18 protein-coding genes are annotated in these 21,441 nt (G+C 62.7%); 6 read left to right on the top strand and 12 right to left on the bottom strand.

Annotated features, from left to right (window positions below):
* Window positions 1-50 precede the first annotated feature (50 nt).
* Together ACWHY3_RS06150 and ACWHY3_RS06145 are read left to right on the top strand one after the other, a co-directional pair.
* Window positions 51-1,478 (top strand): FAD-binding oxidoreductase, encoded by a 1,428-nt coding sequence (locus tag ACWHY3_RS06150; protein WP_448127849.1) that lies wholly within the window; start codon window positions 51-53, stop codon window positions 1,476-1,478.
* Window positions 1,479-1,526: 48 nt separating this feature from the next.
* Entirely contained in the window at window positions 1,527-2,453 is a 927-nt protein-coding gene (locus tag ACWHY3_RS06145) for an NAD(P)-dependent oxidoreductase (RefSeq protein WP_087718056.1), read from the top strand.
* A 55-nt stretch (window positions 2,454-2,508) separates the two neighbouring features.
* Here the strand turns inward: ACWHY3_RS06145 and ACWHY3_RS06140 are convergent, their stop codons facing one another.
* Window positions 2,509-3,489 (bottom strand): GntR family transcriptional regulator, encoded by a 981-nt coding sequence (locus tag ACWHY3_RS06140; protein ID WP_448127848.1) that lies wholly within the window; start codon window positions 3,487-3,489, stop codon window positions 2,509-2,511.
* 252 nt (window positions 3,490-3,741) lie between these two features.
* Window positions 3,742-5,457 (bottom strand): DEAD/DEAH box helicase, encoded by a 1,716-nt coding sequence (locus ACWHY3_RS06135; protein WP_448127847.1) that lies wholly within the window; start codon window positions 5,455-5,457, stop codon window positions 3,742-3,744.
* Window positions 5,458-5,922: 465 nt separating this feature from the next.
* Here ACWHY3_RS06135 and ACWHY3_RS06130 point away from each other — a divergent pair, with 465 nt between their 5' ends.
* Complete coding sequence (locus ACWHY3_RS06130) at window positions 5,923-6,390, top strand: YaiI/YqxD family protein (protein ID WP_448127846.1); 468 nt, start codon at window positions 5,923-5,925, stop codon at window positions 6,388-6,390.
* A 40-nt stretch (window positions 6,391-6,430) separates the two neighbouring features.
* Here ACWHY3_RS06130 and ACWHY3_RS06125 read toward each other — a convergent pair whose 3' ends face one another.
* The gene (locus tag ACWHY3_RS06125; protein WP_448127845.1) at window positions 6,431-7,435 is read right to left on the bottom strand and encodes a glutathione S-transferase family protein; all 1,005 of its coding nucleotides are present in this window, start codon (window positions 7,433-7,435) and stop codon (window positions 6,431-6,433) included.
* A 192-nt stretch (window positions 7,436-7,627) separates the two neighbouring features.
* Window positions 7,628-8,566 carry a LysR family transcriptional regulator gene (locus ACWHY3_RS06120; RefSeq protein WP_332779831.1) on the bottom strand — a complete coding sequence of 313 codons (939 nt, stop codon included), beginning with the start codon at window positions 8,564-8,566 and terminating at the stop codon, window positions 7,628-7,630.
* A gap of 548 nt (window positions 8,567-9,114) precedes the next feature.
* Between ACWHY3_RS06120 and ACWHY3_RS06115 the strand changes: the two genes are divergently transcribed.
* Both ACWHY3_RS06115 and ACWHY3_RS06110 read left to right on the top strand, forming a co-directional pair.
* A complete protein-coding gene (locus ACWHY3_RS06115; protein ID WP_448127844.1) occupies window positions 9,115-10,701 on the top strand; it encodes a peptidoglycan DD-metalloendopeptidase family protein in 1,587 nt (528 codons plus the stop codon).
* Window positions 10,702-11,027: 326 nt separating this feature from the next.
* On the top strand, window positions 11,028-12,443 hold the full coding sequence (locus tag ACWHY3_RS06110; protein ID WP_087718064.1) for a PhoH family protein: 1,416 nt from the start codon (window positions 11,028-11,030) through the stop codon (window positions 12,441-12,443).
* Window positions 12,444-12,522: 79 nt separating this feature from the next.
* Here the strand turns inward: ACWHY3_RS06110 and ACWHY3_RS06105 are convergent, their stop codons facing one another.
* The 3 genes from ACWHY3_RS06105 to ACWHY3_RS06095 all read right to left on the bottom strand — a co-directional run bounded on the left by ACWHY3_RS06105 (window position 12,523) and on the right by ACWHY3_RS06095 (window position 14,172).
* Window positions 12,523-12,762, bottom strand: a complete 240-nt coding sequence (locus ACWHY3_RS06105; RefSeq protein ID WP_087718065.1) for a hypothetical protein — start codon at window positions 12,760-12,762, stop codon at window positions 12,523-12,525.
* Window positions 12,763-12,864: 102 nt separating this feature from the next.
* Window positions 12,865-13,494, bottom strand: coding sequence for a DUF938 domain-containing protein (locus ACWHY3_RS06100; RefSeq protein ID WP_218776949.1), 630 nt, complete (start codon window positions 13,492-13,494; stop codon window positions 12,865-12,867).
* Window positions 13,495-13,506: 12 nt separating this feature from the next.
* Window positions 13,507-14,172, bottom strand: a complete 666-nt coding sequence (locus ACWHY3_RS06095; RefSeq protein WP_087718066.1) for an alpha/beta hydrolase — start codon at window positions 14,170-14,172, stop codon at window positions 13,507-13,509.
* Between the two features lie 260 nt (window positions 14,173-14,432).
* Between ACWHY3_RS06095 and ACWHY3_RS06090 the strand changes: the two genes are divergently transcribed.
* Entirely contained in the window at window positions 14,433-16,109 is a 1,677-nt protein-coding gene (locus tag ACWHY3_RS06090; protein WP_332779828.1) for an alkaline phosphatase, read from the top strand.
* Here the strand turns inward: ACWHY3_RS06090 and ACWHY3_RS06085 are convergent.
* The 5 genes from ACWHY3_RS06085 to ACWHY3_RS06065 all read right to left on the bottom strand — a co-directional run bounded on the left by ACWHY3_RS06085 (window position 16,066) and on the right by ACWHY3_RS06065 (window position 21,111).
* On the bottom strand, window positions 16,066-17,067 hold the full coding sequence (locus tag ACWHY3_RS06085; RefSeq protein ID WP_448127843.1) for a TerC family protein: 1,002 nt from the start codon (window positions 17,065-17,067) through the stop codon (window positions 16,066-16,068). The two genes, ACWHY3_RS06090 and ACWHY3_RS06085, sit on opposite strands and share 44 nt — an antisense overlap.
* Before the next feature lie 249 nt (window positions 17,068-17,316).
* Entirely contained in the window at window positions 17,317-17,676 is a 360-nt protein-coding gene (locus ACWHY3_RS06080) for a hypothetical protein (RefSeq protein ID WP_448127842.1), read from the bottom strand.
* A gap of 192 nt (window positions 17,677-17,868) precedes the next feature.
* Entirely contained in the window at window positions 17,869-18,459 is a 591-nt protein-coding gene (locus tag ACWHY3_RS06075) for a DNA-3-methyladenine glycosylase I (RefSeq protein WP_448127841.1), read from the bottom strand.
* 230 nt (window positions 18,460-18,689) lie between these two features.
* Window positions 18,690-19,883, bottom strand: a complete 1,194-nt coding sequence (gene fdhA / locus ACWHY3_RS06070; protein ID WP_087718070.1) for a formaldehyde dehydrogenase, glutathione-independent — start codon at window positions 19,881-19,883, stop codon at window positions 18,690-18,692.
* A 124-nt stretch (window positions 19,884-20,007) separates the two neighbouring features.
* On the bottom strand, window positions 20,008-21,111 hold the full coding sequence (locus ACWHY3_RS06065; RefSeq protein WP_373419395.1) for an FAD-binding oxidoreductase: 1,104 nt from the start codon (window positions 21,109-21,111) through the stop codon (window positions 20,008-20,010).
* Window positions 21,112-21,441 lie beyond the last annotated feature (330 nt).

Below are 21,441 nucleotides of genomic sequence, written 5' to 3'. Positions count from 1 at the left end.
CTGAATGATTTCGACGATGTCCCTTTCGATAACCTCTGTAGAGGTGATTCATGACCCCGCAGGCTGCGCTGCTCGACGATCTGGCTACCCTACTGGGCAAGGGCGGGCTGCTGACCGACGCTGACGACATGGAGCGCTATCGCGTCGACTGGCCAGGCCATCGCGGCGCCGAGCCGCTGGCCGTCGCCCGCCCCTCGACGACGCGCCAGGTAGCCGACGTGGTGAGCTACTGCCATCGCCACGACATCCCGCTGGTGCCGCAAGGCGGCCACAGCGGGCTGGTCGGCGGTGCACTGCCGGATGCGGATCACCCCGAGCTGGTCATCAGCCTCGAGCGCATGGCGTCGATTCGCCATGTCGACCCCATCAACTTCACCATGAGCGTCGACGGCGGCTGCGTCCTGCAGTCGATCAAGGATGCCGCCGAGGCGGCCGACTGTGATTTCCCGCTCTCGCTGGGGGCCCAGGGCAGCTGCCAGATCGGCGGCAATGTCTCGACCAATGCCGGCGGTCTCAATGTGCTGCGCTACGGCATGATGCGGCAGCTGGTGCTGGGTCTCGAGGTCGTGCTGCCGGACGGACGTATCTACAACGGCATGAAGGCGCTGCACAAGAACAACACCGGCTACGATCTGAAGCAGCTGTTCATTGGCGCCGAGGGCACGCTCGGCATCGTTACCGGTGCCGTCCTCAAGCTGTTTCCGCGTCCTCAGGTCAGCCGCACGGCGCTGCTGGCCTGCCCGGACGTGGATGCGGTGCTGGCGCTCTACGCCCTGGCGAGACGCAGTTGCTGCGATCTACTGACCGCGTTCGAACTGGTGCCGCGCACCTGCCTCGAACTGGCGATGGAGGCGGCCCCCGATCTGCGCGACCCGCTCGACGCTCCGGCACCGGTCTACGTACTGATGGAGGTCGCCGCCAGCGGGCCACTGGACCTCGACGCCATGATAGAAGACCTCTTCGAACGCGGGTTCGAAGCTGGCGCCCTCACCGATGGCGTGCTCGCCGCCAGTGAAAGCCAGGCCGGGAATCTGTGGCACATTCGCGAGGCGATGCTGGAGGGGCAACGCAATCGCGGCGAACACCTGCGCACGGATGTCTCGATACCCATTTCGTCGCTGAGCGCCTTTCATCAGCGCGCTTCCGAGGAGATCCAGGGGCTATGTCCGCAGGCGACGATCATCGCTTACGGCCATATCGGTGACGGCAATCTGCACTTCAACATCCTGCCGCCGCCCGAGCTCGGAGCTGACGAACGTTCGGCGCTGCTGCACGAGCTGGAGGAGCGTCTGTTCGAGATCGTCGACGACTTCGACGGTAGCATCAGCGCCGAGCACGGCATTGGCCGCTTCAAGCAGAGCGCCTTCATGGAGATGCTGTCGGAGCCGGAATACGACATCATGCGGGGACTCAAGCACCTGCTGGACCCCCGCGGCCTGATGTCTCCCGGTCGCATTCTCCCCCGCCCCGCCGAATGACGCGCCGGGCTCGGACCCGGCGCTCGATCCCGTTCAGGAAATTTCGTCATGCCCCATTCCCACACGCTTTCGGACCGTCCCGCCCATCCCGATAGCCGGACCGTCGCCGTCATCGGCACCGGCATCATGGGCGCGCCCATGGCCAGCCGTCTGGCCGCCGCCGGCCATCGCGTACGCGCCTGGAATCGCTCGCCGGACAAGCTGGTTCCGTTGCAGCGCGTAGGCGTGGAAGCGGCCAGCTCTCCCGTGGCCGCCGCCCGCGACGCCGATGTCGTCATCGTCATGCTGAGCGCCGGGCCGGTCTGTGACGAGATTCTGCTGGGCGAGGACGGTGTCATTGCCATGATGCCGCCCGGCAGCAGCCTGATCGTGATGAGCTCGATTCCCGTGGATACGGCTCGGCACCAGGCGGAAGTCGCGAACCGCCAAGGCGTCGGCTACCTGGACGCCCCGGTCTCCGGCGGCGAACGCGGCGCCATCGACGGCACGCTGGCGATCATGGCCGGCGGCGAGGCGGAAGTCTTCGAGCGCTGCCGGGCCTTGCTGGCGAATCTCGGCCGCCCGACCCACGTCGGCCCTGCCGGGAGCGGCCAGCTTGCCAAGCTCGCCAACCAGATGATCGTCGCGAATACCATCGCCACGGTGGCGGAAGCGCTGCTGCTGGTGGAACGTGGCGGCGCCGATCCCGCGCAGGTGCGTGAGGCGCTGATGGGCGGCTTCGCGGATTCGACGATCCTCAAGATGCACGGCCAGCGCATGCTCGAGCGAGATTTTGCCCCCGGCGGCCCTGCCAAGTGGCAGTACAAGGATACCCAGACCGCGATGGCGGAGATGACTCGCCTGGAACTGGATCTTCCGGTCAGCATTCAGGCCGATGCGCTGTTCGGCGACATGCTGAGCCACGGCGACGGTGAACTGGACCACAGCGCGCTGATCCGGGAACTCCACCGTCGCAATGGCATGGCCGTCGACTGATACATTGGCGGGCGCCCCGCTCTCTTGCGCGCCCCGCCCTCTTGCGCGTTTCGGGTCAGCGCTGGCCGAGCCAGCGCAGATAGCCCGGCGCCTCCAGTTCGCCGGTATGGCGGAAGTTGGCCAGTCGCTCCTGAACCAGCGACTCCGATGCCTCGAGATGTTGATGCAATGCCGAGCCGGCCAGCGCGGGGCGGCGTGCCTGCATGACCTCGAATACCTGCCGATGCGCCGCAAAGAACGGATCGCCCGGCGGCAATTCGATCTCTTCTCCCAGCAGGTGCTTGCTGATCAGCAGGATTGGCCGCGTGCGCTGCAGCATGATCAGGATCTCGGCATTGCCGCCATGCTCCAAGGCTTCGTGATGCAGGTCGTTCTCCAGCGCATCGAGCTGACTGGCCTGAACCTCGGGATAGCGGGCCTGCGCCTGATCCAACCTGTCGAGATAGCGGCGAATCGCAGCGTCGGGGATCCGGTCGCAGGCGCGCGCGATCATGAACGGCTCCAGCTGCCGCCGGGCCTCGTAGAGTTGATGCAACCGCTCGTCGTCCAGCGGCACCACGTTCCAGCTGCTGTACTTGATCTTCTCGACCACCCCCAGCGACTGCAGTTGCAGCAGGATGCGATACGTCGTGGCACGGCTCACATCCAGCGACTTGGCCAGCTGCAGCTCGTTGAGCTCGAGACGCCCCTTCATCGAGCAGAGCACGATATCGTGCTCGACCTTTTCCGCCAGGGCGCGCCAGGAGTCCGTGCGTCTGACCGAAGCCCGCCCGCCCGCCGCGCGGAAATCGGCGGCAGTCAGCGAACGCCGCACGACCGAGTGTGGTTCGCGCCCCACCAGGAATCCGCGCCCCTCGAAGCGGCTGATGGCCCCCTCCTGATGCAACCGCCCCAGGGTCTGGCGTACCGGAGAGCGACTCATGCCGAAGATTTCGGCAATGTTGCCTTCGAGCAGCACCAGCCCCGGCTCCAGGTGCCCGCTCGCCATGCTGCGCAGCAGCGCATCGTATAACTGATCCTTGAGTGTCTTTGCCATCGAACGCATTCCCGCCGTGTGTCAGGAGAGCGCGAACCGGGACGTGCCACGATTCAGCGATAACGAGTATTGCATACAAAGATCGTCACTGGCTGCCCGACCTAGGGACTACGCCCCGTCCTGAATCACCCGGAAGAGGCCCGGTCAACGCCGGGCCGACGACAGGCAAAATAAAACGCCGCCCACTCGAAGTGGGCGGCGTCTCGATGCTACCTGGGGCTGGGCCCCGCTATCGGATCAGTCGTCGGCAGTTCAGGCGCGAGAGCGTCGCACCGGCGCGTCGCCATCGTTGCGACGACGCGGCGCGCGTTCGGGTGCGCCTTCGTCTTCGGAGATCTCCAGCGGCCGGCCACCGACGCGAGCCCGTGCCATCTTGGCCAGAATCGAGGACGGCAGACCGCTCGGCAGCTCGACCACGGAGAAGGCGTTACGGATATCGATACGGCCGATGCGTCCGCCTTCGATGCCGCCCTCGTTGGCCAGGGCACCGACCAGCTGACCCGGCTTGACGCCATCCTTGTGGCCCACGGAAACGCGATAGCGCGTCATGCCTTCACGCGGCGCGCTGTCGCGGCGGCGCGGCGCGCGTTCACGGCCGCTATCTCGGCCGCTATCTCGGCCGCCCTCGCGGCGCGACGGTGAGTTGGTGATACGCCCGATCGGAGCTTCACCGGCTCGCGCCAGCGTGGCCAGCGCCGCCGCCAGATCGATCGGATCGTGACCTTCCTCGACCAGCTTCTCGATCAGCGCGCGCTGATGATCCGCGCCGGCGTCGAGCATCTCGCGCAGACGCGCACTGAAGCGGTCGTCGCGGTGAGCACGAATGGCTGCTTCGTCGGGCAGCGGCATCTCGGTCATGGCCTGGCCAGTCGCCTGCTCGACCCAACGCACCTTGCGGGTCTCGCGACCGCCGGCGAAGGTGATGGCAACACCGTCACGACCGGCACGGCCGGTACGACCGATTCGGTGGATATAGGCTTCGGAATCCTGCGGCAGGTCATAGTTGACCACGTGCGTGATGCGCGGCACGTCGAGCCCGCGAGCCGCGACGTCGGTGGCCACCAGCACGTCGACCTTGCCACGCTTGAGGCGTGTCACGGTGCGCTCGCGCAGGCTCTGGTCGAGATCACCCGACAGCCCGGCGGCGTTGACGCCACGGGCGGTGAGCTGCTCGACCAGCGTGGTGCACGCAGCACGTGTGCGCACGAACACGATGGCCGCGTCGACCGCTTCGACTTCGAGAATACGAGCCAGCGCTTCCAGCTTGCTGGGACCTTCGACCCGCACCACACGCTGTTCGATGTTTTCGCCAGTGCTGACCTTGGAATCGATCGCGACCTTGACCGGATCGACCAGGTAACGGTTGACGATACGCTCGATCTCGCTCGGCAGCGTGGCCGAGAAGAACACCCGCTGGGCATCTTTCGGCGTGTCCGACACCACGCGTTTCACATCGTCGATGAAGCCCATGCGCAGCATTTCGTCGGCTTCGTCGAGTACCAGAGCCGACAAACCGTCCAGCTTGAGGCTGCCACGGTCCAGGTGATCGATGATTCGTCCGGGCGTGCCGACAACGACCTGCGCGCCACGCTTCAACGCCGACAGCTGCTCACGATAATCCTGACCGCCACAAAGGGTGGCGATTTCCAGGCCTTTCAGATTCTGGCCGTACTTGGAGAACGACACGGCGACCTGCTGTGCCAGTTCCCGCGTCGGGGCCAGCACGAGGACTTGCGGTTCACGCCGGCCGAGGTCGAGCCGGCTCAGCAGCGGCAGCGCGAACGCGGCGGTCTTGCCGGTACCGGTCTGCGCCTGGCCCAGCATGTCGCGACCTTCCAGCAGCGCAGGGATGGTCTGCGTCTGGATCGGTGAAGGAGTTTCATAGCCCAGGGTTTCGAGGGCAGTCAGTACTTCCGGCAATAGAGCCAGATCGCCAAAGCTTGGCGAAGCAGTAACAGTCGAGGTCATTTCACACCTTGGAGTGGCCGGTAGGCACCGGCGAAAATGTCATGGCATCGGTGGCGTGATCACCACGGAATGCCGGTCGCACCTGGCATTGCGCATATCGCCCCGCGAATGGCGGAAGCGATAGCGTATGTGGCGACCTTGATGCGCCCGGTTGCTTGAAACATCAACCGATCTAGGCGCTCCATCGTTGCATCCGGACGCGAAAAACGGCTTGGCCGTGCGTCATGTACGAGATACGTCCGGTGCTGGGCATCGATTCACGGATCGATGGCGTCGATTACAGACATATCGGCAGGATGGTGGGGTCAACACATGCGAGGAGGCGCCACTATACCATCGGTGTAAGCGTTTCACCACCGGAACGTAAAAATCCTACAGATAACGGGAATGAGACCGCCGGGATGAAGCGCCTCGTCGAAGGCCGTAGACTGTGCGCTCCTTTTTCCGGACACCGAGCATTTCGCCATGCCGATACCCAAACCCACGCTGTGGATTGATGCCGACGCCTGCCCCCGCGTCGCTCGCGACATCATCGTCCGGGCCGCCGAACGCACGCAGACTCAGACCTGGATGGTCGCCAATCACGCGCTGCCGTTACCGCCGTCGGCCTGGGTCAAGTCGCGCTCGGTGGCCCATGGTTTCGACGCCGCGGACAACGCGATCGTCGAGGCTGTCGTTTCCGGTGATCTGGTCATTACCAGCGATCTGCCGCTGGCGCAGGAAGTGATCGAACGCGGCGCCGAGGTCATGACCACCCGCGGTGAAAGCCTGAGTATCGACAACATCAAGGCGCGAGTGCAGATGCGGGACTTCATGGAGACGCTGCGCGCCAGCGGCGAACATACTCGGGGACCCAACGCCTATACCGATGGTGATCGCCGGGAGTTCGCCAACGCGCTGGATCGCTGGCTGCAACGCCATGCCCGTGGCTGACACGGCCACGGCCGGCGCGCAGCAGGTCGTGAACAGGCTCTCAGGCGGCGCCGCGAATTCCCTGCCCGGGTAGTCGCCCACGGTCATGCGGCGCATCCAGCGCCAGCGACGGCCCCAACGGAACGATCCGGGTCGGATTGATCGTCGGATGGCTGTAATAGTAGTGTCGCTTGATGTGGTCGAAGTCCACCGTCTCCGCGATGCCCGGCCACTGATATAGCTCGCGCAGATAATTCGACAGGTTCGGAAAGTCGGCGATGCGCTGGCGATTGCACTTGAAGTGGCCATGGTAGACCGCATCGAAGCGTACCAGCGTCGTGAACAGCCGGATATCGGCCTCGGTCAGCCACTCACCCGCCAGATACCGCTGGCTCTCGAGCCGCGCTTCCAGACGGTCGAGACAGTCGAACAGCGCCACGAAATGCTTCTCGTAGACCGCCTGCTCGGTTGCGAAGCCGGTCTTGTAGACGCCGTTGTTGACGTTGTCGTAGACGTCCGCGTTGACCTCGTCGATGACGTCGCGCAGGTCGTCGGGATAGAAATCCAGACGGTTGCCGGTCAGTTTATCGAATGCCGAGCCGAGCATCCGCAGAATCTCTGCCGATTCGTTGTTGACGATGCGCCGCTGTCGCCGGTCCCACAGCGCAGGTACCGTCACACGGCCAGTGTAGCGAGGATCGGTCAAGGTATAGAGCTGGTGGTGATAGTCGACGTGATTGACCTCGTCGCCGCTCGATCCCTCCTCCACGCGATAGCTCCAGCCCTGCTCGAGCATCAACGGGCTGGTATGGGAGACGCCGATCAGCGCCTCCAATCCCTTGAGCTTGCGCATGATCAGCGTGCGGTGCGCCCACGGACAGGCCAACGATACATATAGGTGGTAGCGTCCACTTTCCGCCGCGAGCCCTGGCTGCCCCTGCGGCCCCGGTTCGCCGGCGGGCGTGATCCAGTCACGCAGCTTGGCGGACTCGCGAACGAATTCGCCGCCGTGGCTCTTGGTGTCATACCACTGATCCTGCCAAACTCCCTCGACTAGCAGCCCCATGACGCTCTCCCCTTTCCATTCCGCTATTTATTCCGACCGACTATTGATGCCGACCGACTATTGATGCCGACCATCGACCATTCGACGTTATTTGCCCCTTCGCCCCACTCGCCCGGTAGCAAGCATCGTCAGGAGGGCGTTTCCAGGACAGGATAGGCGTCTTCGGTCAGAGATCGAGCGCAATAACTCGGCTCATTCGTTCGGCTGCGTCGATGCATTCGGGTTCTGCGGCTGGGCATCCTGCGGGCAGGTGGCTACCACGCTGGCCATCAACGCCTCGGCCAGAGCACGCGTCGCAGGGCCGGCGCCATCGATGTCACGATAGACGAGCTGCAGCGACACCCGGCGCACGCCACCCACGCGCAACGGCAGCACCTTCAATCGTCCCTGGTCCAGCGCCGCCCGAATGCGCGTTTCCGGCACCCAGGCAAAGCCAAGGCCCCGCTCCAGCATGTCGATCGATGTCGATAGATGACTCAGCGTCCAGCGCTGCTCGGCCTTCAGCCAGCCTGCATCGAGCCGGTGACGCACTGCGGAATCCCGGATGACCAGCTGCCGATGTCGCTCCAGATCGCGCAAATCCAGCTCGCGCTGCAGCTGATGCAAGGGATGCCGGGGATGAGCCACCGCGATGAAGGGCACGTCGACGATGGATTGCCCCAGAAATCCCTGGGCGCTGACGCCAGAGATGATGAGATCGGCGCGCCCCTCGTACAACATTTCGACAGCACCATTGAGGACGGTCTCCTGCAACTGCACGCGCACGTGCGGGAACGCATCCGAAAACCGCGTCAACGCCTCGGCCAGAGCATCCGCTGGAAAGACCTGATCCACGGCCAAGGTGACTTCCGCCTCCAGGCCGCCGGCGAGACGCTCGGCCACGTCTTCCAGCGAGGCAGCGTTCTCGATCAATTGACGCGCTCGGCGCAGCAGGAGGGTTCCCGCTTCGGTGAGCACGACCTGGCGCCCCCTGGGCTCGAAAAGCACCACGCCCAGCTGCTCCTCGATCTTGTGGATCGCGTGATTGAGCGTCGACGGGCTTCGATGAATCACTTCGGCAGCCTTGGCAAATCCACCGTTATCGGCTACCGCCGCCAGCATTTGCCACTGCAGCAACGTCACTTTCGGCACAATACTCTCCCGTTGGCTTCGGACCTTCATGCGCAGAAGAATCCCATGAAAGCCCGGCTTTTCTTCGATTCGATATTCTGCGGTCAGGTTAAGCGTCAGCGCCATGACCATGACTGACCTGCTGTTACGATGCCGAAAAAAATACCTGACCATGGCAATCTTCTGGAACAATAAAAGTCCTACAAAACTTTTACGGGCGAAGATTCTGCTGGAAAACAGCGCTTTATTGTGCACCATAGTGGTGCGCAATCATGCACCACTGCGTTACATGTACTTACGCTCGGCCACCCTCGCCCCATACTTTCAGCTGATGCCTTTTCTTCGCCGAAGCCCCGCGAGCCGTGGCCTCGTACACTGTATTTAAATACAGACTAGACAATTAACACCAGCTTGGGGTATGGTTCCCCGGCCTTTATTTAAACTTGTCATCCTTTTTCATCCGGGCCTTCATCTTCATGTTGCGAATATTTCATTCGCTACCCCGCACGCATAAAGTGTTATTGCTTCCGGTTGCCACCATGGTCACCGTGCTGGGTACGCAAAAAATCATGGGCGTTTTCGGAGATGCCGAAAACGACCAGCAGCAGATTCCTGTCGCGACGACGACGACCATTTCTCAGTCGATCGTCAATTCAGCCGCCCCGAAAGAGGCGGCCGAACCCACGTTTTCCTTCGGCGATTTAACGCAAGACATTCCCCTGGCGCAACTCAAGCCGCTGGAGGTAATGCACGTCGATTTCATCTCTGAAGCGCAGGCTGACGAAGGTTCGACGGTGCCTTCGCAGGCGCAGGCGATCTCTCCCATCATCAAGCCGGCCATCGAGCCCGGCGCGAAACAGGTAGCAATGCAGCTGCCTGCGGAAGATGTACAACCGGCGTCCGACGACGACGGTAGCGACATCGGGGGCACGTCTTACGAAGATTGGTCGTTCGACAATACGATGGACCCCTCCGGCGATACCGAGCTGGGTGACGAGATCGCTTCCGAGGAAACCTACGTCCCCGAATGGCAGAGTTATACCATTCAAAGCGGTGACTCCTTCGCTCTGACAGCCGAAAGAACGCTGGGTCTCGTATACAGCGACGTGATGCAGATCCTCAATACCGTACCGGATCAGAAGGTCCTGACCCGGTGGCGTGTCGGCAATAGCTTCGACTACAAGCTCGACGAGAATGGCCAGCTGCTGGCACTGCGCGTGATGAAGGATCCTCGAGAAGGCTACCTGATCCAGCGCGACGATGAATCGGCCGACTTTGCCTATTCACCGATCGAGAAAGCCGGTGAAGCCGCTCAGCGCATGTTCAGTGGCACGGTCAATGGCTCGTTCGCACTATCGGCTCAATCGACGGGGCTCTCCAACGCCGAAGTCTCCGAGCTCACCAATGTGCTGTCCAAGAAACTCGATTTCCGTCGCGATGCACGGGCCGGCGATCAGTTCCGGGTACTGGTGGAGTCCGACATGATCGACGGGCACCCCCTGGATTCCAAGGTGCTAGCTGCGGAATACGAGGGCGAGCGCATGAATCTGACGGTGCTTCGCAACAGCGCCGACGATCATTTCTACACGCCGGATGGCAACAGCCTCGACCCGGCTTTCAACCGTTACCCTTTCCAGGGTCACTACCGCATCAGTTCCTCGTTCAACCTGCGTCGGCATCACCCGGTCACCGGGCGCATCAGCCCGCATAAAGGCACCGACTTCGCGATGCGCAGCGGCACGCCCATCGATGCGCCGGCCGATGGCGTCGTCGAACGCGTGGTCAACCACCCCATTGCCGGTCGTTACATTACCATTCGGCACAACAACGGTTATGTGACTCGCTTCCTTCACTTGAGCAAGGCCCTGGTCAAACCCGGCGAACACGTCAAGATGGGCGAGGAGATTGCGCTCTCGGGCAGTACCGGTCGCGTTACCGGCCCTCACCTGCACTACGAGGTACTGGTCAACAATCACCAGGTCGATGCCATGCGCGTGAAGCTGCCGGAATCCCAGAGCCTGCGTGGCGATGCCCTCGCCGCCTTCAAGCGCGAATCGGAAAACCTGCTGGCCAAGCTGGATCAGCGGGATGACAACGAACCGGCTATCGCGCAGGTGGAAGTCAAGAAAGGCGACGACGCCGACGACAATACCTGAGATCACGGATCGCCCGTTCATCGAGCCCTGCTTCGGCAGGGCTTTTTCGTTTCTGCCGTCTGGCTCTCCCTCGTCAGCGCAGGGATAGGTACCGGCCATCAGAAGATCACGCGACCGGTTTTTGCTGCCGATGTGAAAAAAGGGGGTAGCGCTTTCGGCGTCGTGGGGTCATTCTGGTAACGACTTCATCCGTCAGAGAGGTAAAGCCGACACAGTCTTTACGTTCCAACGATAGTGGCACTGACGGAGTGAGTCGGGCGACATCGAGCTGTCACCGCACTCTGTCAGGGTCGAGAAGCCTTGAACTCACAGGAGTGCTTTTGCCGATGGTGCGAATCGACAAGAAAGCGAACAGGCTCTACGTACTGGACACCAATGTCCTGATCCACGACCCAACAGCCCTCTACCACTTCGAAGAGCATGACGTCGTCATCCCGATGACGGTGCTCGAGGAGCTCGACAAACACAAGAACGGCATGCGCGAGATCGCGCGCACGGCCCGACAGATCAGCCGTACCCTATCCGACCTCACCGCTCACGTTACCCCACGGGAGATCCAGCAAGGCATCCCCATTCCTCGCGTGACCGGCGGCCCTGCCGGCCGCCTGCGTTTCCTCTGCTACCGAGACCTGGCGCCGCTGGAGACGCTGGAAAACTCCCCGGACAACCGCATCCTCGCCGAAACCTGCCGGCTCCGCGATGAACGGCCGGATGCCTCGGTCATCCTGGTGACCAAGGACATCAACCTGCGAGTCAAGGCCACGGCACTCAACGTGCCGGTCGAAGACTATCTCAATGACAAGGCGTTCGATGACCTCGACGCGATGATCGAAGGCGCAAAGGTCTACGCCGACGCAGGCCGCGACGGTCGCAGTCTGTGGGAGTCGCTGGACGTCGAAGTCATGGTCGAGCGCGCCGACGGCCACACCTTCTATCATCTGGAAGGCCGCATTCCCGAGGACTGGCACGTGGGAATGCTCGTTTCCGACAGCGACAACGGCGCGGAATTCGAAGCGATCGTACGCAGCCATGGACCCAGCAAGGCGACGCTGCAACTGCTGACGAACTACCGGCATCATGGCGGCGTCTGGGGCGTGCATGCACACGACAGCCGCCAGAACTTCGCCCTCAACCTGTTGATGGATCCCTCCATCGATTTCCTCACCCTCGCTGGCAGCGCGGGCACCGGCAAGACCTTCATGACCCTGGCGGCTGCGCTGCAGCAAACGCTGGACGGCAAGCAGTTCGAACGTATCGTCTTCACGCGGGCACCCATTCCGATGGGAGAGGACATCGGCTTCCTGCCAGGCACCGAGGAAGAGAAGATGTCGCCGTGGATGGGCGCCTTCCACGACAACATGGACAACCTGCTACGTGACGAGCGTGAGGGCTCGTCCAGCTGGAACGATGGCGCGACGCGCCAGTTGATCGGCTCTCGCGTGCAGATCCGCTCACCCACCTTCATGCGTGGACGCACGCTGAACGACACTTTCCTGATCATCGACGAGGCTCAGAACTTCACGCCCAAGCAGCTCAAATCCCTGATCACGCGTGCCGGGCGCAATACCAAGATCGTCTGCCTGGGCAACGTCGGCCAGATCGATACACCCTATCTCACCGCCAACACCTGCGGAATGGCCGCAGTGGTGGAACGCTTCCGCGACTGGCCCCATGCCGGTCACATCACCCTGAAAAGCGTCGAGCGCTCGAGACTTGCCCTGGCGGCGGAAGAGCTGCTCTAGATCCATTCCCATCGAAACCCAGACGCAAACGCCCCGGCTTGGCCGGGGCGTTTGCGTTCGACACTCACCGCATCGCGCTTCAATAGTCTTCTTCGGAAGGCTTCTTGTTGTTCATGACGTCTTCGATCAACTGCTCGGATTCGCTGCGCGGTGTCTCTGCCATGATCCGCTCGGCCTCTTCCCAGGAGCAGACCTCGGCATTGCAGGAGGTGCAATAGACCTGATCATCCGCGGATTTGGCCTGGGAAACCTTCATCATGTGGTTGCCACAATTGGGGCAGCCCTTGGGCATGCGAAACTCATCGGAAAAGTCTGACATGGCGTCACTCCTTGTCGGCCACTGAATGTCTGTGTTGAGTGTAGTCGAGTTGCGGGTGCCTGCGGCGATATCTTCCTGACGCGTCAGGAAATCGCAGCGATCTCAACGCCGCCAGACGACACAAAGGTTGTTGGCCGGCAATTCACGGATCGCCTCGCACGTCAGCCCATTGTCGCCGGCCAAAGCCTCGACCGTTTCGAGGTCGCGAACGCCCCAGCGCGGATCCCGCGAGCGCAGGTCCGCATCGAACGCGGCATTGCTGGGCGCGGTATGCTCGCCATGACGCCGGAAAGGTCCGTAGACCACCAGCACACCACCCGCCGGAAGTCGCCGGCCAGCCTCGGCAAACAGCGCTTCGCTCGCATCCCAGGGCGAAATATGCAACAGGTTGATGCAGACGATCGCGGCGAGATCCGGCAGCATCGGCCACTGCCCGGTGACATCGAGACGAACCGGCGCCGCCAGATTGTCCAGCGCCTCGGCTTCGCGCCAGGCCGCGATCGACGCCAACGCCGTCTCGCTGGGGTCCGAAGGCTGCCAGCAAAGCGGCGCCAGATGGTGGGCGAAATAGACCGCATGCTCGCCACTGCCGCTGGCGATCTCCAGCACCCGCCCCGTCTGCGGCAACGTCGATCGCAACACGTCCAGGATCGGCTCCCGGTTGCGCCGGGCCGCGGGGCTGGACAGGCGCCGGTCGGCTCCCTCGCGCTCGAGGTTATCCATGCTGTTCATGTCGAACTCCGATCATCCCAGCGTCGCGGTCAACCAGGCCGCGATGTCCTGTGCCTGCTCGGGGCAGAGACTGTGCCCCATCTCGTAGGTCCGGTAATTGACCGGATACCCCAGCGCTTCGACCTTTTCCGCGCCTTCCCGGCCCAGCGATTCCGGGACGACCGGATCGGCCGAGCCATGATGGGCTTCGATGGGCAGGTGACGATTGGCCTCTGCCAGCTCGATGCTGTCGGCCGTGGCGAAGTAGGTCGACAGCGCCAGCAAGCCCGCCAAAGGCTTCGGATAGGAGAGCGCCGCCTCGTAAGCCACCGCCCCACCCTGCGAGAAGCCGGCGATCACGATACGACGGCTGTCGATGCCGGCGGCGATCTGTGCGTCGATCAACCCGTGGACCCGCCTGGCCGATGCCCGCAGCTGCTCGACATCGACCCGCCGCCCCAGATTCATCTCGAGAATGTCGTACCACGCCGGCATCGTCATGCCACCGTTGACGGTAACCGGCAGTTGCGGCGCGTGGGGCAGCACGAAGCGAACGGCCAGGGAATCGGGCAACCCCAGCGCCGGTATCAGCGGCTCGAAATCATGACCGTCCGCCCCCAGCCCATGGAGCAGAATGACGCAGGCCTCGGCTTGTCGCCCATTCGTCGGTTCAATGATCAATTCTTGCGCAGATGCCATATTGGATCGTCCTCGTCGCCCCAGTTTGGATTCAAGATTCTCGCCACCCAGTTTAACGTGCCATCCGAAAGCTTGCCCGCTGCGTAGTTCAATGAATAGTTCAATGAATAGTTCAATGAATAGTTCGATGAGTAGCTCGATGCGTAGTTCGAGGAGTATTCGAGGAGTAGTTCAATGAAGCGGCCATAGCGCCTCATCTCACCCTGGTGGACCGATGCTATGCTGACCCCGAATCGCCGGACCCGACTCAAGGACGAGCCATGATGTCTTTTCTCGACCGGGCGCCTCGCTGGCGCCTGGTGCTGGCCCTGCTGTTACTCAACGGCTTGCTGCTGACGCCGGAACTGCCCTGGGCCGGGTTCCCGCCAAGGCACTGGATCGCACTCGAAGCGCCGCTGGTCGTCGGGCTGTTGGCACTGTTGCCGCCAGCGCCCTGGCGGCGCTGGATCGCCGGCCTGATTGCCCTTCTGGCGCTGGTCATCGTGCTCGGTGCCGCCGGCAACGCCTTGACCCAGACCATGCAGGGCCGGTCGCTGAACCTCTATACCGACATCAAGCTGATCCCCATTCTGATCGAACTGGTCGTGACCAATCTTGGCCTGCCGCTGGCGATCGCCGGACTGCTGGTCATTGGCCTGGCTCTGCTTGCCCTTGGCCTCGTGCTGACGAAACTGCTGCAGGGCTTTCATGGCCGCAACACGTCGCGCGGATTCGCGCTGCTGCTGATCCTTCTGGGGGGTGCGGGTCTGGCCCGCATCGACGCCATGAACCGCGACGAGACGACGGGACTCACGGCCAGGATCGGCCACCCTGCCGTCAGCTTCGTGACCTTCGAATGGCAGCGTGCACAGGAAACCCGTCAGGCAATGGCAGCATTCGGACGCCAGCTATACGAAGACGACCACGCCTACGCCAGGCCCGATGGCCAACCACTGCCGGGGCTGGCCGATACCGACGTCATCCTGGGCTTCATCGAATCCTATGGCGTCGCCGCCATCGAGCGCGCACCGTTCGAGGCCGAAATCAGGCCACGCCTCAGCAAGGTCGAGAGCCAGCTTGCCGATGCAGGCCTGTCGGTCGTCACCGGGCGCGTCACCGCCGCCACGCTGGGCGGGCAGTCCTGGCTCAATCACGCCACCTTTACCAGCGGCCTGCCGGTCACGTCCCAGTTGCGCTTCGAGCTGATGATCAACAGCCCCCATTCGACCCTGATCGACGATTTCCAGGCCACCGGCCACGACGCCGTCGCCCTCATGCCGGGCATCACCCGGGAGTGGCCGGAAGGCGGTCTCTACGGTTACGACGACATCCACACCTCGGACAGCATGGGCTATCGCGGGCCTGCGATGGGCTGGGCGAGCATGCCGGACCAGTTCACCTGGCAGCGGGTCGAGGACTACGTCCTGTCACGCCACGACGGCCCGACCTTCACCGAATTGGCCACGCTCTCGAGCCACGCCCCGTGGTCGCCGGTGATCGATGTGATCGATGACTGGACGTCGATCGGCGACGGCCGGGTTTTCGATCGGTGGGAAGGTGCGGGCGAGGATTACGCCACGCTGTGGCAGGACACGGCGGCGATGCGCCGAAACTACGCCCCGGCGATCGACTATGCGCTACAGGCCGCCAGCGGCTTTGCCCGCCGCTACCTGGGCCAGGACAGCAGCGGGAACCGCACGCTGCTGATGGTGCTCGGCGATCACCAGGCTGCACCGGCGATCATCGGCGACAACCCCGGCCGGGACGTGCCGCTGCATGTCATCAGCGACGATCCGACGTTGCTCCGAGGGTTCATCGACAACGGCTTCCGGCCCGGCATGTTCCCGCCCGGGCCGGAAGCCGCGATCCCCATGGAGGGGATGCGCGGCCTGCTGCACCGGCTCTACGGCAACCTCACTCCTGATGAGACGGCGCCGACTTCAGGTTCCGGCTCTTGATCAGGCTGGCCACGGTGGTGATGACCAGTGTGCCGAGGATGATCGTCATCGACAGCCAGATCGGGATCTCCGGCACCAGATGCAGCGGCTGACCACCGTTGATGAACGGCAGGCTGTTGGTATGCATCGCCTCGATGATCAGCTTGACCCCGATGAAGGCCAGAATGAACGACAGCCCCAGGCTGAGGTAGACCAGACGCGTCAACAGACCACCGAGCAGGAAGTACAGCTGCAGCAGCCCCAGCAGAGCGAAGGCGTTGGTGGTGAAGACGATGTAGGGCTCCTTGGTCAGCCCGTAGATCGCCGGGATCGAATCCAGCGCGAACAGCACGTCGGTCATGCCCAGCGCCACCACTACCATGAACAGCGGCGTCACCAGACGCTTGCCGTTCCTGACCGTCAGCAGGCGATCGCTGTCGAACTCATCGGTGGCCGGCAGGCGCTCCTGAATCCAGCGCACGATGGCGTTGGGTTCGTACTCCTCGTTCTCGTCATGACCGCCCGTGCCCTCGCGCACCAGCTGGATCGCGGTGTAGAGCAGAAACAGCCCGAACAGATAGAACACCCAGCTGAACTGCGCGATGGCCGCAGCGCCGACGGCGATGAAGATGCCACGCAGAATCAGCGCGATCACGATGCCAATCAGCAGCGCCTTCTGCTGGTAGGCGCGCGGCACCGCGAACTTGGCCATGATGATCAGAAAGACGAAGAGATTATCGACCGACAGGCTCTTCTCGGTGATGAAACCCGCGAAATACTCGGCGCCATGCTGCGCCCCCCAGACCCACCAGAGACCGCCGCCGAAGACCATCGCCAGGGCGATGAAGAAGACCGACCACCAGGCCGCCTCCTTGAAGGAGGGATCGTGGGGCTTACGCACATGGGCGTAGAAATCGAAGATGAACAGTGCGGCAATGCCGGCGACAGTCGCCAGCCAGACCCAGACGGGTACGTGCATAGAGAAACCTCCGGTAGACGGTGAACGTCACCGAAAGTCTCTCCCGTCACTCTGATTGCCCCTGTCCCGAGTCAGGACATGGCTGACAGAGCGACCAATAGCGCCGGGGCATGTGGCCCGTGCTGACGACGCTATCGTCGGGGAGGATCGACGATCCTGCCCGTGGGATACTCCCCTTCCGTGCTGAGCGCATTGTGTCTTGAAGCCGGCAATGGCACAAGGCCCGCCGGCAAGTCAGACAAAGGGCGGTCAATGCTGCTCGCCGGTGCTCTCGGCTGGCGGCGTTGCTTCCTCTTCCTGCTGCGTGCCCTTCATGAGCTGTTCCCGGGCGGAAGGCGAACCGGAATCGCCAGCGTCGACATCGTCGCTGGTCTGGCCATCCTCGCTGCTCATTTCGTATTGTGCCGACGTGCCCTGATTCTGGCCCTCGACCGTGTCCGCCTGCATGCCGGGGTTATTCTGAGTCTGGTTATCTTCACTATTCATTTCGCCAATCTGACTCTTCGTCTGGACGTCGTTGCCTGACTGGTCGGTGCTGTTGGACTGTGCCATGGCCCCGGTGGAGAACAACGCAATGGCGATTATCGATGCAAAGCGAGAAATGCGCATGGTATGACTCCTTGCTGGTGATAAATCACTGCCGTTGACAGCATCGAAAGCCTTCGCCTTCGATCACCTAACCGGTATAGAAGCCATCCCGTCACCAGACAATTACGATGGTTAACAGACTTTAAGCTGCCAGAACGATCATGGATTTCACGCGCGGGAATACAACCGTGCTCCCCATTCAGCAACTTCGTCTCATGCCATCGCTGCTACAAGCTCGCGCCGATGGCACTCCTCGGCGTGGTCGTTGACCATGCCGACGGCCTGCATCCAGGCGTAGACGATCACTGGGCCGGTGAACTTGAAGCCACGCTTCTTGAGCGCTTTGGATATCTCCAGGGAAAGCGGCGTCTGCGCAGGCACGGGGCCGTCGTTTTCAAAAGAGCGCTGGATCGGTCGGCCGCCGACCATGCCCCACAGGAACTCGGAGAATTCCTCGCCGTTGTCTCGCATGGCGAGATACGCGCGGGCGTTGCCGATAGTAGCCTCGATCTTGGCGCGGGAGCGAATGATGCCGACGTTGCCCATCAGCCGCTCGACGTCGTCGGCATCGAATCGAGCAACCCGCTCGGGATCGAAGCCCGCGAAAGCTTCCCGGAAGGCGTCGCGCTTCTTGAGAATGGTCAACCAGGAAAGGCCGGCCTGGAAGCCGTCGAGCATCAGCTTTTCCCACAGCGCGCGGCTGTCGTATTCGGGAACGCCCCACTCTTCGTCGTGATACTCGGCATTCAGCGGATGGGTCTGCGCCCAGGCACAGCGCGGCAGGTCAGGGATCAGTTCACTCATCATCGGCTCTCGCGGGATTGTTTTCGCAGGGTCGTGGTGGGGCCGATTCTGCCGTCTATCGCTGGCGCAGCCAAACGAAAAAGAGCCGGCGATGCCCCAACGCATCGCCGGCTCGTAGCTCGTAGCTCGTAGCTCGTAGCTCGTAGCTCGTAGCTCGTCGCTCGTCGCTCGTCGCTCGTAGCTCGTAGCTCGTAGCTCGTAGCTCGTAGCTCGTAGCTCGTAGCTCGTGACTAGCGAAGCGTCCCGTGCGGATCGATGACGAACTTCTTCGCCGCGCCACCATCGAAGGCGGCATAGCCTTGCGGCGCTTCGTCCAACGAAATGGTCTGGACGTTTACGGCGCGACCGATCTGCACTTTGTCGTGGAGGATCGCCTGCATCAACTGGCGCTGATAGCGCATGGCCGGTGTCTGCCCGGTGTGGAACGACATCGCCTTGGCCCAGCCAAGGCCGAACTTCATCGAAAGATTGCCTTGTTTCGCTTCCTCGCTCTCCGCGCCGGGATCCTCGGTCACGTAGAGCCCCGGAATCCCGACCCGGCCACCGGCCTGGGTAATCTCCATGGCGGCATTGAGCACTGTCGCCGGCTGTTCATGCGCATGGTTGTGGCCGTGGCAGTTGGCCTCGAAGCCCACCGCATCGACCGCGGCGTCGACCTCGGGGACGCCCAGCACGGACTCGATCAGCTCGGACATGCTGGCGTCCTGCTTGAGATCAAGCCCGACACAGCCGAAGCTTCGCGCCTGCTCCAGACGTTTGTCGTTCATGTCGCCGACGATCACGCACGCGGCACCCAGCAGTTGGGCGGAAACCGCGGCAGCCAGCCCGACCGGACCTGCACCGGCGATATAGACTGTCGATCCCGGCTGAACCCCGGCAGTCACGCAACCATGGAAGCCGGTGGGGAAGATATCCGAAAGCATGGTGAGGTCGAGGATCTTCTCCATCGCCTGCTCCCGGTCGGGGAAGACCAGCAGCTGGAAATCGGCATAAGGCACCATCACGTATTCGGCCTGGCCGCCGACCCAGCCACCCATGTCGACGTACCCATAGGCACCGCCAGCACGGTCACCGTTGACGTTGAGACAGATATGAGTATCGCCACGCCGACAGTTGCGGCACCGGCCGCAGGCAACGTTGAACGGGACCGAAACGATGTCGCCGACCTTGATGAATTCGACGTCGCGACCGCATTCGATCACCTCGCCGGTGATCTCGTGACCCAGCACCATGCCCTCGGGCGCCGTGGTTCGACCACGCACCATATGCTGGTCGCTGCCGCAGATGTTGGTCGTCACGACCTTGAGGATGACGCCGTGGTGGCATTGGCGGCTACCGAGAGCCAGCTCGGGGAAGGGAATACTTTCGACGGCGACCTTGCCGGCGCCGCGAAAGACGACGCCGCGGTTGGCGGGTGAAGACATGGCGTGGACTCCTGTGACTGGTCTTTAGATGCCCTCTCGATGACCGCTCGAATCACGATCTCTCTCATCACGGTCTTTCGAGGAAGGCATGCCGTAGCCAGCGTACAGCTCCGGCGCAGCCGGGTCAAAAATCGATCACGACCTTGCCTCTCGGCTTCGAGCAGCAGGAGAGAATGAAACCTTCGGCTTCGTCTTCCTCGGTGATGCCGCCGTTGTGCTCCATCTCGACCTCGCCTTCCAGCTTCATCACGCGGCAGGTGCCGCAGATGCCCATGCCGCAGGCCTTGGGAATATGCAGGCCGAGCTTGGCCGCCGCCGAGTGGATCGTGTCGTTCTCGCTGACGCGAATACTCTTGCCACTGCCCATGAACTCCACCGGCATCAGCTTCGTCGTATCGATCTCTTCCGCATCGGCCTCGGCCTGCTCGGCCAGCTCCAGCACGTCCTCCTGCACGCTCAGCGGCGTCGCGCCGAAGGACTCCTGGTGGTAGCGCGACATGTCGAAGCCGTCTTCCAGCAGCACCTGACGCACCGCCTTCATGAACGGTGTCGGTCCGCAGCAGAATATCTCCCGCTCGAGATAGTCCGGCGCCATCAGCGTCAGCATCTGCCGCGTCAGGTAGCCCCGGAAACCGGACCAGGCCTGACTCAGCTCGTCGCTGCGCTCGCAGACGATATGCAGACGGAACTCCGGCAGCCGCGAGAACATGTGCACCAGCTCACGGTGATAGATGATGTCGTTGGGCGCCTGAGCACAGTGGATGAACTCCAGATCGACGGCGGCGTTGGTGTCGAAGAACCAGCGCGTCATCGACATCAGCGGCGTGATCCCGACACCGCCCGACAGCATCATCACTTTTTCCGCCGGGTGATCGATGACGTTGAAGTTCCCCACCGGCCCGTGGACCACCATCGGATCGCCGACCTTGAGATTGTCGTGGAGCCAGTTGGAGACCTGGCCGCCGGGCAGTCGCTTGACCGTGATCGAAAAGCTGTAGGGAATCGAGGGCGAGCTGGAAATCGTGTAGGAGCGCATCACGGGCTGCCCGGCGATTTCCAGTTCCAGCGTGACGAACTGCCCCGGCTTGAAGAAGAACATGAGCGGCTGGTCGGCCATGAAGCAGAACGTCCGCACGTTCCAGGTTTCCTGGATGACCTTGACGCACCTCACCTGGTGGCGGCCGTTGGTCCAGGTTTGCGTATTGACCGGATTGAAGAATTGCATCATCACCGCGCTCGATCGGAGGAAGATGGCGCTGGCGAGACGACATCGGCCCGCACCGCCGCTTCCGGTGAATTACCCTCATGAGCGGATTCTGCGCACGCCGAGGTCGGCCGACTTGTCCATCAGCGACACAGGCATGCCAACCAACCCCACACTGCCGTCAAACGCCTACCTGGCGTACCGATTTCCTCAGCGTGATATCGGGAACATTTATCTCCGCCGGTCGGCCTGACATCGAGGAATGTCGCGGGTGGACAATTTCATGGCCGGCACCTGAGCGACACTCCGCCCAAAGGATGGATCATCGCCGCCACCACCTATCTCCCATGCCGC

The organism is Salinicola sp. NYA28a (assembly GCF_976982775.1).
Note: the sequence above shows the minus strand (reverse complement) of the source record. Positions and strands in the feature narration are given on the sequence as shown.